The organism is Mesorhizobium sp. HAY1-8B, assembly GCF_056868045.1.
This window is the reverse complement of record NZ_CP200321.1, coordinates 3,976,322-3,992,438: the sequence shown is the minus strand read 5'-3', so window position 1 is coordinate 3,992,438 and position 16,117 is coordinate 3,976,322. Positions and strand designations below refer to the sequence as shown.

Annotated in this window: 18 protein-coding genes; 7 read left to right on the top strand and 11 right to left on the bottom strand. The window is 62.4% G+C overall.

All coding sequences use genetic code 11. The features are described from left to right. The first annotated feature begins 37 nt into the window (after positions 1-37). Positions 38-1,417, top strand: a complete 1,380-nt coding sequence (locus tag AC1VON_RS18840; protein WP_483124504.1) for a pyridoxal phosphate-dependent decarboxylase family protein — start codon at positions 38-40, stop codon at positions 1,415-1,417. On the opposite strand, the gene AC1VON_RS18835 is transcribed toward AC1VON_RS18840, so the two are convergent. Then, positions 1,407-2,543: an NAD(P)/FAD-dependent oxidoreductase gene (locus tag AC1VON_RS18835; protein ID WP_483124503.1), complete on the bottom strand. Its 1,137-nt coding sequence runs from the start codon at positions 2,541-2,543 to the stop codon at positions 1,407-1,409. The genes AC1VON_RS18840 and AC1VON_RS18835 overlap by 11 nt on opposite strands. Positions 2,544-2,647: 104 nt before the next feature. Between AC1VON_RS18835 and AC1VON_RS18830 the strand changes: the two genes are divergently transcribed. The 3 genes from AC1VON_RS18830 (at position 2,648) to AC1VON_RS18820 (ending at position 5,732) form a co-directional block, all read left to right on the top strand. Then, positions 2,648-3,898 (top strand): cytochrome P450, encoded by a 1,251-nt coding sequence (locus AC1VON_RS18830; RefSeq protein ID WP_483124502.1) that lies wholly within the window; start codon positions 2,648-2,650, stop codon positions 3,896-3,898. A 135-nt stretch (positions 3,899-4,033) separates the two neighbouring features. Next, positions 4,034-4,981, top strand: coding sequence for a hypothetical protein (locus tag AC1VON_RS18825; RefSeq protein WP_483124501.1), 948 nt, complete (start codon positions 4,034-4,036; stop codon positions 4,979-4,981). 34 nt (positions 4,982-5,015) lie between these two features. Beyond that, positions 5,016-5,732 carry a transporter substrate-binding domain-containing protein gene (locus AC1VON_RS18820; RefSeq protein ID WP_483124500.1) on the top strand — a complete coding sequence of 239 codons (717 nt, stop codon included), beginning with the start codon at positions 5,016-5,018 and terminating at the stop codon, positions 5,730-5,732. A gap of 10 nt (positions 5,733-5,742) precedes the next feature. On the opposite strand, the gene AC1VON_RS18815 is transcribed toward AC1VON_RS18820, so the two are convergent. The 7 genes from AC1VON_RS18815 to AC1VON_RS18785 all read right to left on the bottom strand — a co-directional run bounded on the left by AC1VON_RS18815 (position 5,743) and on the right by AC1VON_RS18785 (position 10,410). Then, the gene (locus tag AC1VON_RS18815) at positions 5,743-6,090 is read right to left on the bottom strand and encodes a cupin domain-containing protein (protein WP_483126345.1); all 348 of its coding nucleotides are present in this window, start codon (positions 6,088-6,090) and stop codon (positions 5,743-5,745) included. 91 nt (positions 6,091-6,181) lie between these two features. Continuing rightward, the gene (locus tag AC1VON_RS18810; protein ID WP_019857664.1) at positions 6,182-7,462 is read right to left on the bottom strand and encodes an O-acetylhomoserine aminocarboxypropyltransferase; all 1,281 of its coding nucleotides are present in this window, start codon (positions 7,460-7,462) and stop codon (positions 6,182-6,184) included. Between the two features lie 159 nt (positions 7,463-7,621). Then, complete coding sequence (locus AC1VON_RS18805) at positions 7,622-8,143, bottom strand: CoA-binding protein (RefSeq protein WP_483124499.1); 522 nt, start codon at positions 8,141-8,143, stop codon at positions 7,622-7,624. Then, the gene (locus AC1VON_RS18800; protein ID WP_483124498.1) at positions 8,140-8,916 is read right to left on the bottom strand and encodes an AAA family ATPase; all 777 of its coding nucleotides are present in this window, start codon (positions 8,914-8,916) and stop codon (positions 8,140-8,142) included. Before AC1VON_RS18800 ends, AC1VON_RS18805 begins: the two co-directional genes overlap by 4 nt. A gap of 13 nt (positions 8,917-8,929) precedes the next feature. Beyond that, positions 8,930-9,352: a VOC family protein gene (locus AC1VON_RS18795; protein ID WP_483124497.1), complete on the bottom strand. Its 423-nt coding sequence runs from the start codon at positions 9,350-9,352 to the stop codon at positions 8,930-8,932. A 1-nt stretch (position 9,353) separates the two neighbouring features. Beyond that, entirely contained in the window at positions 9,354-9,587 is a 234-nt protein-coding gene (locus AC1VON_RS18790; protein WP_483124496.1) for a hypothetical protein, read from the bottom strand. A 1-nt stretch (position 9,588) separates the two neighbouring features. Beyond that, positions 9,589-10,410 (bottom strand): enoyl-CoA hydratase, encoded by an 822-nt coding sequence (locus AC1VON_RS18785; RefSeq protein WP_483124495.1) that lies wholly within the window; start codon positions 10,408-10,410, stop codon positions 9,589-9,591. Between the two features lie 153 nt (positions 10,411-10,563). Here AC1VON_RS18785 and AC1VON_RS18780 point away from each other — a divergent pair, with 153 nt between their 5' ends. From AC1VON_RS18780 to rpsI, 3 genes are all read left to right on the top strand, one after another. Next, entirely contained in the window at positions 10,564-11,028 is a 465-nt protein-coding gene (locus AC1VON_RS18780) for a PaaI family thioesterase (RefSeq protein WP_483124494.1), read from the top strand. 215 nt (positions 11,029-11,243) lie between these two features. Further along, complete coding sequence (gene rplM / locus AC1VON_RS18775) at positions 11,244-11,708, top strand: 50S ribosomal protein L13 (RefSeq protein ID WP_010915638.1); 465 nt, start codon at positions 11,244-11,246, stop codon at positions 11,706-11,708. Position 11,709: 1 nt separating this feature from the next. Then, a complete protein-coding gene (rpsI, locus tag AC1VON_RS18770; protein WP_010915637.1) occupies positions 11,710-12,192 on the top strand; it encodes a 30S ribosomal protein S9 in 483 nt (160 codons plus the stop codon). Between the two features lie 51 nt (positions 12,193-12,243). On the opposite strand, the gene AC1VON_RS18765 is transcribed toward rpsI, so the two are convergent. The 3 genes from AC1VON_RS18765 to AC1VON_RS18755 all read right to left on the bottom strand — a co-directional run bounded on the left by AC1VON_RS18765 (position 12,244) and on the right by AC1VON_RS18755 (position 16,055). Beyond that, positions 12,244-13,626, bottom strand: coding sequence for an MFS transporter (locus tag AC1VON_RS18765; RefSeq protein ID WP_483124493.1), 1,383 nt, complete (start codon positions 13,624-13,626; stop codon positions 12,244-12,246). 76 nt (positions 13,627-13,702) lie between these two features. Next, positions 13,703-14,761 carry a glycerophosphodiester phosphodiesterase family protein gene (locus AC1VON_RS18760; protein ID WP_483124492.1) on the bottom strand — a complete coding sequence of 353 codons (1,059 nt, stop codon included), beginning with the start codon at positions 14,759-14,761 and terminating at the stop codon, positions 13,703-13,705. Positions 14,762-14,846: 85 nt separating this feature from the next. Then, positions 14,847-16,055 (bottom strand): acyltransferase family protein, encoded by a 1,209-nt coding sequence (locus AC1VON_RS18755; RefSeq protein ID WP_483124491.1) that lies wholly within the window; start codon positions 16,053-16,055, stop codon positions 14,847-14,849. Between the last annotated feature and the right edge of the window lie 62 nt (positions 16,056-16,117).

Here is a 16,117-nt window from a genome sequence, read left to right as displayed (position 1 = left end):
AGCCTGCGCCACAGCGGGTCTCCGTTGGGCTGAGGACATGCGCGACCTGGAAATTTCCAATCAGGAACTATCGGATCTTGCGGAAGAAGCCCTGGATCTGGCCAAAAACTATTGGGCGTCCGTCGAGGAACGTCGGGCGTATCCCTCGACCAGCGGCAAGAATACGACTGAACTCTTCTCGCGGCCTTGGGCGGAGAATGCGCGTGGCCGGAACGTCCTCCAGGACTTCAAGTCGATCGCAGAGCATGCGCGGCCTGCAACCGGCAGATTCTTTGGTTACGTCCTCGGCTCGGGCGAACCAATCGGCGTCCTGGGCGAATTGCTGGCCGCGGTGCTCAATCAGAATGTGACGTCGTGGCGGTCGGCGCCGGCGGCGACGTCGATCGAACGCACCGTTGTTGGATGGTTGGCGGAAGCCGTCGGCTGCGCGGGATTTACCGGCAGCCTGTGCGGTGGCGGCTCGATGGCCAACCTCATGGCGCTGGCGATGGCGCGGGAAGCGAAGCTGCCAGCCAACGAAACAGGCGCACGACCCTGCGTGATCTATGCTTCCGAACAAGTGCACATGTCGATTCCAAAGGCCGTCGCGCTCTTGGGCATAGGCAGAAAAAATCTTCGCCTGATCCCTGTCGACGATAAATTCAGGATGCGCCCGGATGCCCTCCAGGCGGCAATAGCCGCCGACCGCGAGGCCGGCAACACGCCAATCGCCATCGTGGCCACGGTCGGGACCATCGTCTCCGGCGCGATCGATCCCCTCCCCGAAATTGCCGACATCGCCCGAAGAGAGGCCCTGTGGATGCACGTCGATGGTGCCTATGGGGGACTGGCGGCTCTGGCGGTTCCGGAAAAATTCCAGGGATTGTCCTTGGCGGATTCACTGTCGCTCGACGCACACAAATGGCTCTATCAACCACTCGATTGCGGCTGCCTGCTCAATCGCCATCCAGACATTGCGCGCAGGACGTTCTCGCACAGCGACGATTACGTGAGGATACTGAGCGAAGACCCCACGGAAGCATTTGCCTTCTTTGAGGAGTCGATCGAGCTCTCGCGACGCTTCCGCGCGCTGAAGCTCTGGATGTCGCTGCAATATCACGGACGCAGTGCCTATCGCGAAGCCATTGCGCGCGATCTCCACCATGCGCAAATGCTGGCTCAGACAATCGCAACGAGGCCTGAATTGGAACAGGTTGCGCCGGTATCGCTGAGCGCGGTCTGTTTTCGCCACCGCTCGAAGGACAATGAAGCGATCCTGCGCCGCGTGATTGCGCGCGGTCGCGTGTATCTGTCAAATGCCTCGATCAACGGCCAGTTCGCGCTGCGGGCGTGTTTCGTCAATCACCGAACGACGCCAGATGACGTACGGGCGATTGTTTCCGAAGTCATTGCCGCCGCTGACGAGCTCAATCACTGAGCCGTCGCACGTCTTCGGCCTGGCTTGCCACCTCCGCCCGCAACCAGCGCTTCAGCCCCGCGACATCGCCATCCCCGACAGCAGCCGCAACGCGCCGACCGACCGCCGCCCCGAACTTGTAGCCGTGACCTGAGCAAGCCGAGACGACAAGGCACCTGCCCTTCTCATGGGCGAGAAATTTCTCGTCCTCGGTGAAAGTGTAGGCGCAGGTGACGACCTCGGTCACCTCATACTCCTCGATGCAGGCGATCGGCGGCGAAAACAGGTTGCGGATCGCCTCGCCCTCGCCCGGCACCGGCTCACGATTCCAGTCGGCGTCGCTGGTCGGTACCCGGTGCAGACCTGACCCGAATTTCATGCCGGCGCCGCCGGAGGGCGGGATCACGTAGCCATCGACAGTGCCGCCGACGTCGAGGACGACGGGTGCCGCCTCCCAGGCTGCCTTCAGGTCGACCGGCGGTTCGACATAGGCAAGGGCTGTTCGATAGGTCTTCAGTTCGCCGCCCAGCTCCGGGAAAAGTTTCAGAACCCAAGCGCCGGCCGTAACGACGATGCGGTCGGCCTGCATGGTTTCGCGGCTTTCGAGCACGACATGACCGGCCTCGGAGTCGATCGCGGTGACCTTGCTCTTCTCGTAGACATTGGCGCCGTTGGCACGCAACCAGCTTGCCAATCCCGCCGCGATCTTGCGGCAGTGGAGCGCGCCGCCTTCCGGCGAGTAGTAGGCATAACGGAACGAGCCTGGCTCAAGGAAAGGCCAACGCTTGACCGCGGCGTCGGGCTCGAACAGTTCGAAGGGAAAATTCCCTTCTTCCAGGCCCTGGCGGTATTCCTCGGCCTCGTCACCGGGCTCGCGCGAAATGCAGACGAAGCCGCGCGCATCAAGATGACTTTCGCCGAGATCGGCCCACATCTCGTCCCAGGCTTCATAGGCCTCTGTGATTAGCCGGCCGTAGCCGGTTCCGGCCCGATAGGCGCGACGGATGATGCGGTGATGGTCGCCCGACGCGGCCAGCGGATTGGGGATCGGTCCCTGCTCGACGATCGACACGCTGTGGCCCGCCTTGACCAGGGACCACGCCGTGGAGAGACCGGCGATACCCGCACCAACGACAATCACATTCATCCGCTCAGACCTTCCGCAGCCGCTTCGGCTGGCTCAATTCATGGGTTGTCGCGCGCCAACATACGGTCTGGAACGAGGCTGGCAAGCCGCGCTATGGGTCTGGCATGACCAAATTGACGCTGCCCTACATCGCCTTTGATCCAGCCACACGCCAACTGAGGCTCGACCCGCACGAGCCGGCTTTCTTCCTGAATCCGTACGAGGCCTATGCGTTCCTGCACGGCGCATCGAATGCGTTCTACTGGGAAGAGTTCGGCTTCTGGTGCTTCGGCGGCTTCGACGATGTCAACCGGCTGCTGCGCGATCGCCGTTTCGGCCGCAAGAACCCGGCCGGCATTCCCGACAGCCGCGGCGTCGGCCAGGACCGAAGCCATCTCACGGCATTCGACGGCATCGAAGCCAATTCGATGCTGGAGCTGGAACCGCCGGTGCACACGCGGCTGAGGACGCTGGTCAACCGGGCCTTTGTCTCGCGCCAGGTCGAACGGCTGCGACCGCGGGTCGAGGCACTTGCCAACGAGCTGATCGACCGTTTTGATCCGACTGGTCCAGTCGACCTTTTGCCCGCCTTCGCTTCGCCCCTGCCGATCACCATCATCGCCGAAATGCTCGGCGTGCCGGTCGAGATGGGACCGCAACTGCTCGACTGGTCGCATCAAATGGTCGCCATGTACATCCATGGCCGCACCCGCGAGACCGAGGAGACGGCCAACCGCGCCGCGGGCGAATTCGCCGATTTCCTGCGCGGCTACGTCACCGAACGACGCAAGAACCCTGGTGACGATCTGCTTTCGCTGCTGATTTCGGCGCAGGAAGACGGCCAGAGGCTGTCGGAGGACGAGATGGTGTCCTCGGCGATCCTGCTGCTCAATGCCGGCCACGAGGCGACCGTGCACCAGACCGGCAATGCGGTGCGCTCGATCCTGGCGCAAGGCGGTGACCCCAGCCGCTTCTTCACCTCGTCCGAAGCGACCGCTGCCACAGTCGAGGAATGCCTGCGCTTCGACGCACCGCTGCACATGTTCACGCGCTACGCCTACCAGGAGATCGAAGTGGCGCCCGGCATCGTCGTACAGCCGGGCCAGACCATCGGGCTCTTGCTGGGCATGGCCAATCATGACCCGCGCGCCTTTGCCGAACCGCAGGCCTTCCGGCCGGATCGTGCGGACCAGAAGAACGTGTCCTTCGGCGCCGGCATTCATTTCTGCATCGGCGCGCCGCTGGCCCGGCTCGAATTGCAGGTGTCGCTGAAGACTTTGTTCGACCGGCACCCGCGACTGCATCTTGCCGAACAGCCCCGCTTCCGCGACACTTACCACTTCCATGGGCTGGAAACGCTCGCCGTCGGCTTCTGACGATCGCGGGCCTGGGGCTGCGCGATGAGACTGTTTTGGAGACCGGCGACAGCGTTCGCATTGGCGTTTCTATGCGCCTGCATGGGAGCGGCACGCACCCAGCAACAGCCGGAAAACATTCCCTGGGAAAACAGCATGGCCATTGCCCAGAAGATGGCGATGAGCCTACTGGAGCGGCAGACCGGGTCGAAGGGCCTGCCGCTGGCATCCTTCGCCATCGAGGTCGATCTCAACCTCGACGGCTTGCCTGAAATCTTCGCCTACCGCTACGCACCGGGCTGCGACGGCGTCAATTGCGGCAATTTCCTGTTCGTCCTGGAAGGCGACAGCTATCAGGAAGTTCTCGGCGGCATTCCCGGAGCGCGGCTGGTGCCGCAAGACAAGATCGCACTCAGCCCCTTCAAACGAAACGGTTTCTTCGACATCCAGTCCGACAAGATGACGATCGGCTGGGATGGAACGCGCTATATCGATGCTTCGACTTTTCCGGCATCGTCGCTGGATGGCGCTGCCTTTGTCGCGGCTTGTCAGAAAAACAAGCTGAGCCAGCAGTCGCAAGAGCAAGTGAGTGCCGCTTGCCAATGCCAGTTCAACCGATTTCAGACGCTCGGTTTCACACAGGCCGACCTTGATGCCTATACGGCCTCGATGGTTGGCCAGGATTTCAAGTACCCCACGGGCGACAAGGAGAATGCCTGGCTCACCCTCACGAGAAATGCCCAGGACATCGCCACGGGCTGCGATGTCGCGAGCGGCAAGAGCCAATGGCCGCCGGCCTATTTCAACCATGGCGACCAGCCGCAGCGGAAGCTGAACTTCAACGGCTTTCTCGACGCCTGCCCGGCTCAGGATTTCATCCTGACCAACCACAAGACCGGCTCGCCCGATCGTGCGCTCAGTCTCTGCGGCTGCCTTGCCCGCGAGATCCCGACCCATGGCGTCAGCCAGGAAGGGCTCGACCTCCTGGCGCAATATTATCGCGACGAGATATCGGATTCCGATCTCGAAGTGCAGGACGCCGATCTTCTGACGGCGCACGACAAGGCGTCGGAAGCCTGCCTCAGCCAGTTTCCGGCGAAGTAGATCGCCTTAACATGACATCTGGCCGCCGGAACCGATGACCGCAATGAAATTCGCCTTTCTGGAAGAGCCGCCATTTTGCTTTACCGACGGATCGTCCGAGGTTTCGGGCTGTGACGTCGAGCTTGCGCAAAGGGTCAGCGGCATGCTGGGTCTCAGGGATTTTACGGCGATCGGAACTGAATTCGCCGAATTGTTGCCAGGACTGGTGAACGGCCGCTGGACCATGACGACCGGGCTGTTCGTCTCCGATGAGCGCAGGCAGATTGTCGACTTCACCCGGCCGATCTGGTCTTTGCAGGATGGGTTGCTGGTCATGCAAGGCAATCCGTGCGGCTTCGACGGCTATCAATCGATTGCGAAAAATCCCACCGCCTTGATCGGCGTCATCACCGATCAAGTCCAGCATCTCACGGCGTTGCGGAATGGCGTCTCGCCCAACCAGATCAGGCCGTTCGCGACACAGGCGGATGCAGCACGGGCTGTTGCCGACGGCGTGGTGCATGCCTATGCCAGCGTTGCCATGGCGCACCGAGGTTATCTGGCGCGGCGACCCGAAATGCCGCTTGGACTTGTCGAGATTGCCGCGGCCGAAAAACAGCCATCGGCCGGTGCATTCGCGATCGCCAAGGAGAATGCTGGCCTGCTCCAACGCATCGATGATTGCCTCGATGAACTGCTCGGCGGCGACTGGCACCGGCGGATGATGGCCCGATACGGATTTTCAGACAGCGACATCGATCGCGTCGTCTGACCCGGAATGATCACAGCTTGATCACATACTCCTTGCGGGTCGTTTCAAGCACTTCCCAGCTGCCCTTGAAGCCCGGCCTCAGCACGAAACTGTCGCCGGACTTGACGGTGCGCGCTTCGCCACCGTCTTCCGCGATCACCGAAACGCCGGACAAGATGCGGCAGAACTCCCATTCGTCATAGACGATGCGCCATTTGCCCGGGGTCGACTCCCAGATGCCGGCATAGAGGCCATCGTCACGCTCCTCGACATTCCAGGTGCGGAATTTCGGATCGCCCGAGATCAGGCGATCCGGCGCCGGCGCGCCAGATTCGGGTTCGACGCCGTCAATAGATATTGTCAGGTAATGCGCGGACAGAATTTGCCTCCATGAAAGAGCCGCGTATGCCGGCTCACCCCAACCCAGGCGCTGCGCGCCGCCCCTCCCCACAAGGGGGAGGGTAAAAGAATCAAACCTTGGCGAGCGCCTGTTCGAGGTCGGCGACGATGTCGGTGACGTCCTCGATGCCGATGGAAAGCCGCACCGTGTCCGGGCCGGCGCCGGCCTTGACCTTCTGCTCGTCGGAAAGCTGGCGGTGCGTGGTCGAAGCCGGATGGATGACCAGCGACTTGGTGTCGCCGACGTTGGCCAGATGCGAGAACAGCTCGAGCGCCTCTACGAATTTGACGCCGGCCTCATAACCGCCCTTGAGGCCGAAGGTGAACACGGCGCCTGCGCCAAGCGGCGAGTATTTCTTCTGCAGCGCATTGTTCTTGTCGCTGGGCAGGCCGGGATAGTTCACCCAAGCGACCTTGGGGTGGTTGGACAGCCAGCCCGCGACCGTGACGGCATTGTCGCAGTGGCGCTGCATGCGTAGCGGCAAGGTTTCGAGGCCGGTCAGGATGAGGAAGGCGTTGAAAGGCGAGATCGCCGGGCCAAGGTCGCGCAGGCCGAGCACGCGCGCGGCTATGGCGAAAGCGAAATTGCCGAAGGTCTCGTGCAGGACGAGGCCGCCATATTCGGGGCGCGGTTCCGACAGCATCGGGTACTTGCCCGACTTCGACCAGTCAAAGGTGCCGCCATCGACAATGACGCCGCCGATCGAATTGCCATGACCGCCGATGAACTTGGTCAGCGAATGGACGACGATGTCGGCGCCGTGCTCGATCGGCCGGATCAGATAGGGCGAGGCCAGCGTGTTGTCGACGATCAGCGGCAGGCCGTGCTTGCGGGCGATGTCGCCGATCTTCTCGATATCGACGAAGGTGCCGCCGGGATTGGCCAGGCTCTCGATGAAGATCGCCTTGGTCCTGTCGTCGATCTGGCTCTCGAAGGTCGAGATGTCGTTGGTGTCGGCCCAGCGCACCTCCCAGCCATAGTTCTTGAAGGCATGGCCGAACTGGTTGATCGAGCCGCCATAGAGCCTTGTCGCGGCAACGAAATTGTCGCCCGGCTGCATCAGATTGTGGAACACGATGACCTGTGCGGCATGGCCCGATGCGACCGCAAGGGCAGCCGTGCCGCCCTCGAGGGCGGCGACGCGCTCTTCAAGCACCGCCTGCGTCGGGTTCATGATGCGGGTGTAGATGTTGCCGAAAGCCTTCAGCCCGAACAGCGAAGCGGCGTGGTCGGCATCGTCGAAGACGAAGGAGGTGGTCTGGTAGATCGGCGTGGCGCGTGCGCCGGTGGCCGGATCGGGCTTGGCGCCGGCGTGAACGGCGAGCGTGTTGAAACCGGGCGTACGGGTCACTGAAAACCTCCCTCGAGAACTTCTGAAATTCGCCGGGCATTCTTGGCGAAGCCGGGCCTGGAATGCAAAGAAGAAAATACCCTTCGGCGTGGGACTTTCAGCCAAACCTCAGGAAAATATGGTATTCGCCGGAATAATTTTGCGCTGCTCGCCCCTCGCCTATTTCTGGCGCACGCCGAAACTCTGAAACCCCTGCCGCATCAGCGGCTTCTTCGACGACAGGACGCCGGAGTTGACGCCGGTCCAGCCGATCTCGCCGGAGAGCTTGCCGTACTCGATCTTGGGGCAGCGGTTCATCACCACCTTGATGCCGGCCGCCTCGGCGCGCGAGGCTGCCTCGTCATGGCGCACCCCAAGCTGCATCCAGACGACCTTCGGTAATGGATCGAGCTTTAGCACCTCATCGACAATGCCGGGCACCGCGGTTGCGGCGCGAAAAATGTCGACCATGTCGATCGGTCCCGGAATGTCGGCCAGCCGGGCATAGGTCATCCGGCCAAGGATCTCCTTGCCTGCTTGGCCGGGATTGATCGGAAATACCGTAAACCCCTTGGCCAGCAGGTATTTCAGCACGAAATAGCTCGGTCTGACGTCATTGGCCGATGCGCCGACCATGGCGATCGTCTTCACCGAATTGAGGATGCCGCCGATATAGGTGTTGTCATAGCTATCGTGATTCATGCCTCGTCCTCATACAACGCCTCGGCGAGAAAACCATCCGGATCATTGCTGAAATCGCGCAACATGCGGAAGTGGTCGGTATCCCGGAAGTCGGCGGGCTCCAGCCCGAAACGGCTGATGCGGAACAGTCGCGCGCCGGGACATGCCATCAATAATGGCGAGTGCGTCGCCATGATCACTTGCGCGGCGCCCGAGTGGTCCATGCGGCGCAGCATCTTCAGAAGTTCGATCTGGCGCGACGGCGAGAGCGCGCTTTCAGGCTCGTCGAGGATGTAGATTCCTTGCCTGCGGCAACGCTCCTCGAAGAAACGGATGAAGCCTTCGCCATGCGACCAGGACAGGAAGTCAGGCGGCGTCCCGCCGGATTCCCTAGCCGCCTCGTCGAGGTAACGGGCAACGGAATAGAAGGATTCCGCGCGGAAGAACCAACCGGCGGTAACCTTCGGCAGCCAGTGGCAACGAAAATTGTCGGCTAACGCGGCACCGCTCTTGTCGATGGCGCGAGAATGGTCGACGGGCATATAACCCTTGCCGCCGCCGGCCTCGTCATAGCCGGCCAGCGCGCCGATCGCCTCCAGCAACGTCGATTTTCCGGTGCCATTCTCGCCGACGATGATGGTGATCGGCGTGGCGAATTCGAGTTCGAATGCGTGGCCGCGAAACAGCGGCAGGTTCCAGGGGTATTTTTCCCAATCCTCGACTCGCGTCGGTTCAAGCAGGATGCGCTTGAGATAGGGGGCCTTGAGCCGCGTCAGTTGCTTGCGGTAGGCCATCACCTAGTCAACATCAATCAGGCAGCGAAATCGTACCGTCTTCCGCGATCGGAAAGGCCGGATTGTGCGCCACTTCCCAGACATGGCCTTCAGCATCGGCGAAGTAGCCATACCAGCCGCCCCAGAAGGCGCGACCGGCCGGCTTGACTATGCGGCCGCCGGCTTTCTCGGCCATCGCCAGCACCTCGTCGACTTCGGCATCGGAGCGGGTGTTGTAGGCGAGATAGACGGCCGAAGGCGCTTCGGCGAAGGCGATGCCGGAATCTTCTTCGGCGCTCTTGCGTGGAAACAGGCCAAGAATGACGCCGCCCATCTGGAAGAAGGCGACCCCGTCGGTGATGCCGGCATGCCGTTTCAGGCCCATGGCCTCATAGAAGCGCACCGCACGATCGAGATCGTCCGTCGCGATGGTGATGATGGAGATACGTGGTTCCATCCTATTTTAAGCCGAAATGATCTCTGAGGATGTTAAAAAGCTGCGCCGCAGAGTCCTCATCCAATTGTATCGACTGGCTCACCTTGTCAGGGATCTCGCGATCTTTTCGGCCCGATGTGTTGATTTGCAATAATCGACGGCCGTCTAGCTCGTAAGCAAAGTAGGTCGCGTCAATCGGATCGTGGAGGGTCATCCGCTGCAGCGTTCCGGGAACAAAAGTATCAATTCGCGCCATCTTATTCGTCCGTCCATTGCGGCTTGCGCTTGCCGATGAAGGCGCCGATGCCCTCCTCTGCGTCGCGTGCCAGCATGTTCTCGACCATGACGCGGCCGGTATAGGCATAGGCGTCCGCCAGCCCCATTTCAGCCTGGGCGTAGTAGGCTTCCTTGCCGGTCTTGACCACCAAAGATGATTTGGAAGCAATGGTTTGCGCGTATTTGGTGACGATCTGATTCAGGTATTCGCGCGGCACGACGCGGTTGACCAGGCCGAATTCCTTGGCGGTCGCCGCGTCGATCGTCTCGCCGGTCAGCAGCATTTCCATCGCCTGCTTGCGCGACACGTTGCGCGACAGCGCCACCATCGGCGTCGAGCAGAACAGGCCGATGTTGACGCCCGGCGTGCAGAAGGTCGCCTCATGCGAGGCGATCGCCAGGTCGCAGCTGGCGACCAGTTGCAGGCCGGCGGCGGTGGCCAGACCGTCGACTTCGGCGATCACAGGCAAGGGATGGCGCACGATCGCCTGCATCAGCGTCGCACAAGCGGCGAACGTCTCTTCGAAGAAGGCCTTGCCGCGGTCGGCGTCGGCGCGGCGCGCCGTCATTTCCTTGAGATCATGGCCGGCGCAGAACACTTTTCCCGCTGCCGACAGCACGATGACACGAACGGCCTTGTCGTCCTTGGCGCGGTCGAGTTCGGCAGTCAGCGCCGCCATCACCCCAAGCGACAGGGCGTTGGCAGGAGGATTGGCGAGGGTCAGGCGCAGCACGCCCTTGTCCAGCCTGGTCGTGACCGGACCCTCGACAGCGACAGGCTTGATGGCAAGGATTTCGGCCATGGCTAAGGTCTCCGCGATTCCGAACGGGCTGGGAGAGTATCTAATATCGGATCGGGTTTCATCCAACACCCATCGCTTGCGCCAGAAGACTGAAGGTGTTGCAAGGAACGCCCGGCTGCGCCCATACAGGCCTGCGCAGAACGAGAGACCGACATGCCCGCCCAGACCAACCTCAAGCCGGTGCTGACCGCAGCACAGATCAATGCGCTGATGGAGACCGTCTTTCCACAACTCAACGAGAATTCCGCCGCCTATGAGGCGATCGACGTGTTCCCCGGCGGCTGCATCGTGCGGCTCAACGCCGGCGAGCGGCATCTGCGTCCTGGCGGCACGGTGTCGGGCCCTGCCCTGTTCACACTGGCGGACATTGGCGGCTATGTCTGCGTGCTCAGCCACGCCGGGCCGGATGCGCTCTCGGTCACGACCAACCTCAATATCAACTTCGTGCGCAAGGCCGGGGCCGGACCGATCGATGGCCATTGCCGCATCCTGAAGCTGGGAAAGAGCCTGATGGTGTTCGACATCGACATCGTCGCCGGCCCGGAAGGTCAGACGATCGCGCACGCGACGGGCACCTATTCGATCCCGCCGAAGCGGAACAATGATGTGGTAAAATAATACCTTTTACCTAGATCGTTGTTTTTGCTATTGTTTCTTCGCTAGGGAGCTTTCTGATCGGCTTGACGCGCAGTTCCCCCTCGCCTATAAGCCCTCACGAAGCAGCGGCCCGCAAAGGCCGCCGTTTTGTTATTGGCGGCGGGCAAGCGCCCATCGTCAATCCAAGCAACAAGAAACGCCTTCCTCAGTGAAGGTCAGAACCGAGAGCAGAAAACATGACAACCTTTTCGCAGAAGCCTGCGGATGTGGTGAAGAAGTGGATCCTGATCGACGCCGAAGGTCTCGTCGTTGGTCGTCTCGCCACTGTCATCGCCAATCATCTTCGCGGCAAGCACAAGCCGACCTTCACCCCGCATGTCGACGACGGCGACAATGTCATCGTCATCAATGCCGACAAGGTGGTGTTCACCGGCAAGAAGTTCACCGACAAGGTCTATTACTGGCACACCGGCCACCCCGGCGGCATCAAGGAGCGCACCGCGCGCCAGCTGCTCGAGGGTCGTTTCCCCGAGCGTGTCGTCGAGAAGGCCGTTGAGCGCATGGTGCCGCGTGGCCCGCTCGGCCGTCGCCAGATGAAGAACCTGCGCGTCTATGCAGGCGCGGAGCATCCGCATGTCGCCCAGCAGCCAGAAGTCCTCGACGTGGCCAAGCTGAATTCCAAGAACAAGAAGGTCGCATAAGATGGCTGAGCTTTCCTCGCTCGCAGAACTGGGCGCCGCCACCGGCAACACGAACACGCAGGCCGCGGCCCCGGTCCACGTCCAGAAGCTCGACAAGTCGGGCCGCGCCTATGCCACCGGCAAGCGCAAGAACGCCATTGCGCGCGTCTGGGTGAAGCCGGGTTCCGGCAAGATCGTCGTCAACGACAAGGAATTCGCGACCTATTTCGCGCGTCCGGTCCTGCAGATGATCCTCAACCAGCCGATCATCGCCTCCAACCGTTCAGGCCAGTACGACATCGTCGCCACGGTCGTCGGCGGCGGCCTCTCCGGCCAGGCGGGTGCGGTTCGTCACGGCATCTCCAAGGCGCTGACCTACTACGAGCCGGCGCTGCGGGCCGTGCTCAAGAAGGGCGGCTTCCTAACCCGCGACAGCCGCGTCGTCGAGCGCAAGAAGTATGGCAAGGCGAAAGCCCGCCGCAGCTTCCAGTTCTCGAAGCGCTAAGCGCTCCACGGTTTTGGACAATCGAAAAGGCCGCCTCCGGGCGGCCTTTTGCTATCCGGCGGAATGGTCGGCGTCGCGGATGAACAGGAATGCGCAGACCGCCGAGAACGCCACGGCGAGCGCGGAGGCGAGGAAAGCAATCCGCATGCCTTGGATCGTGCCCAGCGCCAAGGCCGAGCCGAACAGCGCGACCCCGATCGCCCAGCCCGACTGGCGCACTGTGTTCAGCACGCCCGAGGCTGTTCCCGACATCGCCGTCGGCACTGACGACAACAGTGCCGTGGTCATGGCGGGCACCGCAAGACCGATGCCGACCGGCAGGAACAGCAGCCGCCAGAGCAGCGACAGGTAGGACGTGTCGGCCTGGATCAGTGCCATCAGCCCGAAACCGGTCGCCCCGATGAGCAGGCCGATCGCCATCGGCAAGCGTGGGCCGTAGGTGGCCGCGATGCGGCCGGCGGCAATGTTCGACACAGTGACCGCCGCCATGAAGGGCAGGAAGGCGAGCCCGGTCATTTCGGGCGAAAAATGCATTTCCTTCTGGAAGTAGAGGCTGAGCATAAAGATCGTGCCGTAGAGCGTCAAATTGACCGCCAGCCCGACGAGGCTGGTCACAGCCGGCACACGGCTGGCGAACAGCTTGAGCGGAAACATCGGTGCCGCTGTCCGGCTCTCAGCGAGCAGGAACAGGCTTCCGGCCGCCACCGCCACTATCAGTCCGCCGATGACCGCCATCGAAATCCAGCCCGACGAACCGGTTTCGATGAAGGCCGCGGTCAGCGAAAACAGTGCCAGCACAACAAGCCCCTGGCCGGCCCAGTCTATAGGCGGCCGCCCGGCCTTGAGCGGCGTTTCCTCAAGAAACCGATAAGCCATCCAGATTGCGAGAGCGCCGATAGGCAGGTTGACCAGGAAGATGCTGGCCCAGCCAAACGATGCCACCATGAAGCCGCCGAGCACAGGTCCGGCCGACAGCGCAATGCCGCCAGCCGCCGTCCACAGCCCTACGGCGCGTGCCCGACGTGGCCTGTCGGAGGCATAGGCGCGATTGAGGAGCGCCAGCGAACACGGCATCAGCAAGGCCGCACCAGCACCCTGCACGGCGCGCGCCGCGATCAGCACCCACGGGCTCTGCGCCAGCCCGCAGACCAGCGAAGCAACACTGAACAATGCCATGCCGCCAACAAACACGCGGCGGGCGCCGATCCTGTCGCCGAGGGCGCCGCCGGCGAGCAGCAGCGACGCGAAGGCGAGTGTATAGGCATCGACGACCCATTGCAGGCCGCCTATGCCCATCGAAAGTGCGGCGCCAATCCTGTTCAGCGCAACATTGACGATTGAGACATCGAGTTGCACCACCACAAAGCCGAGACTGATCGCGGCGACGATTGCGGCATAGGCGGCGCGGGGCTTGAGAACGATGGCTTCGGACATGCCTTGGGATAACGGATTTTCACTGACACCGTTCCGTCAGCAGAGGCCAGCCTGCGACAACTTCAACCGCGGCAGATCAGTTGATGCTGGCGGTCGCGGCGGGCTCGATACGTTCGCCGACCCCAGCATAAAGCACGCGATAGCCGTTCGCCGCCAGCCAGTCGATGGCCGCCTTCGGCTCGTCGGTCTGGATGATGGTGGCGCCACGATCGGCCCAGAAACCCCAGGCCTCGCGCGGCAGGCTGGCCTTGACCGCCAATTCGTCGCCACGGCCGCCAGCCAGGAAGCCGCCCGGCTTGTTGACGATGGCGTAGGTGTCGGCCCAGATGTGCCAGTTACCCCGCACCGCGGCGGCGCGCATGCGCGTGCTGAACAGCGGTCCGCCGGTCTCGGTCAGCGTCTCTGCACCCGCCCGCCAGTTGATCAGCTCGATCGCGCGCGGCGAGAAAGCGTGGTCGACCGTCTCGGCGAAACCGGCATCATGCACCGCGTCATCGGCGATGATCGGCATGAACTGGACGCCGCCGCCGATGGCAGCCATCGCGGCCTTGACCGTGGCGATCCTGTTCTGGTTCCAGAGGTTCTCCTTGACGATGACCTGATCGGCCATGCCGAGATCGCGTGCCACAGCGATCATGCCCGGGAGATCACCGACTTCGAGCTTGTTGTCGAGATTGATGAGGATCCTGTCCCTGGTCGCCAGCAGCATCTCGTGCAGCGTCGAGACCCGCTCGTTGGTGACGACGCCGGTGCCCTCGACCAGCAGCCGGCAGGCCTTCAGTTCGGCCAGCGTATAGTTCACCACCTCGCCCTTGCAGGTCGTGGTGCGATCGAGCCAGCTGTCATGCATGACGACGAACGCGCCGTCCTTCGAGCGCCTGATGTCGACCTCGACGATTTCGGCACCCATGGCGATCGAACCTTCAACGGCGGCAATCGAGTTTTCCGCGTAGAGCGTCTTGCCGGCCTGCATGCTCCCGGCGCGATGCGCGGCCACCATGACGTGGTCGCGCCACTGGTTGGCATGCTCGAAGCGGTCGAGGATCTGCCTGGCACGGCTTTCGCCGGCCAAAGCCTGACCGGATGCGACCGCGAAGGCCGTGGAAAGCAAAAGGCTCAACCAGATTGTCCGCATCGAGAATCGCTCCTTGCCGGATCGAAACCGGGATAGGCGATGCCCGTGACAGGCGGGTGAACGAAGCCGGCTAGCGGATGGTGCGTCAGATGCGCCTGGACAGCCGGCGGAACCATGCCATGGCCGGCATCTCGACCAGGCGCCAGGTAATCCAGGAGGCGGCGATGGTGGCGATGAGCATGATGACGATTGCCCCGGTCCCGGCCAAGCCGGCGCCGAAGCCGGTGGCGGGCTGTCCGCGCAGCACGAAGTCGCCGATCAGGCCAAGGCCAAGCTTGCGCTCGACGAGCCCGGCAAAATTGATCAGACGCGCCTGGACGAAGATGTGGACCATGTAGATGGAGTAGGACAGCGCGCCAAGCGTCAGCATGAAGGGCGTTCTCAGCAAGGCGGAAATCCAGCCGCCCTCATGGGCGAAGAGGAACAGCGCCAGCGCGAACACCAGGGGTGCCGCGATACCAAAATCATTACTGCCCGCCAACGAGACAAAAAGCACGATCACCGCCACCATGACGATTTCGGCAAGGGTCCAGCTCAGCCGTGGGCCGCTCCTGGCGAGGAGCTGTCGCGCCCCTGCAATGGAATCATGCTGAAACCAGGCCAGCAGGGCGCCGAGCGAGAAGCCGTAGAGACAGCGGATGAAGCCGAAATCGTAGGACACATCCATATGATGCGTGGAGAAGCCGAGCAGGAACAGCGGCGCGGTGACGGCGGCGGCGACAAACCATATCCAGGCACGCGCGCCGGCGACGAAGACCACGCCCGCGAACAAGAGATAGGCGAAGAACTCGGCCGAAATGCTCCAGCTTGGCGCATTCCAGGTCAATTGATCCTCAAAGCCCATGCCCTGCAGGAGAAGCAGATTGGCAAGCAGGCTCCCAAGGTCGAAACCGCCGGTGAAGGGGGCTGCGCCGGTGCCATGAAGTTGCGGGAGCATCAGCCGCAGCAGTTCGAACCCCGCAAAGGCCGCAAGCATCAGCAGATGCAGCGGGTAGATGCGGCCGAAACGCACCAGCGCGAAGCGGGCTACCTCTTCCGGCCGGCTGAGCCGATTGGCGTAGCTGCTGGCGATGACGAAACCGGAAAGAACGAAGAAGAAGTCGACGAAAAGGTAGGACGAACCCACAAAGGCGCTTTGCGAGATCGACGAGGCGGTCGGGAAATGAAACAGGGCCACCAGAAGCGCGCAGATGCCGCGCCACGAATCGAGAACCTGGAAGCGTTCTCCCGCTACCGTACCGGCATGGGTCGACACCACGGCATGGGACGGATTAAGAAACGCGGTCTGCGTCATGATGGTACAGATCCTGTCTTGCCGTGGCACCTGGGCGGCATCGTTTCGTCTCCCCAAGCTGT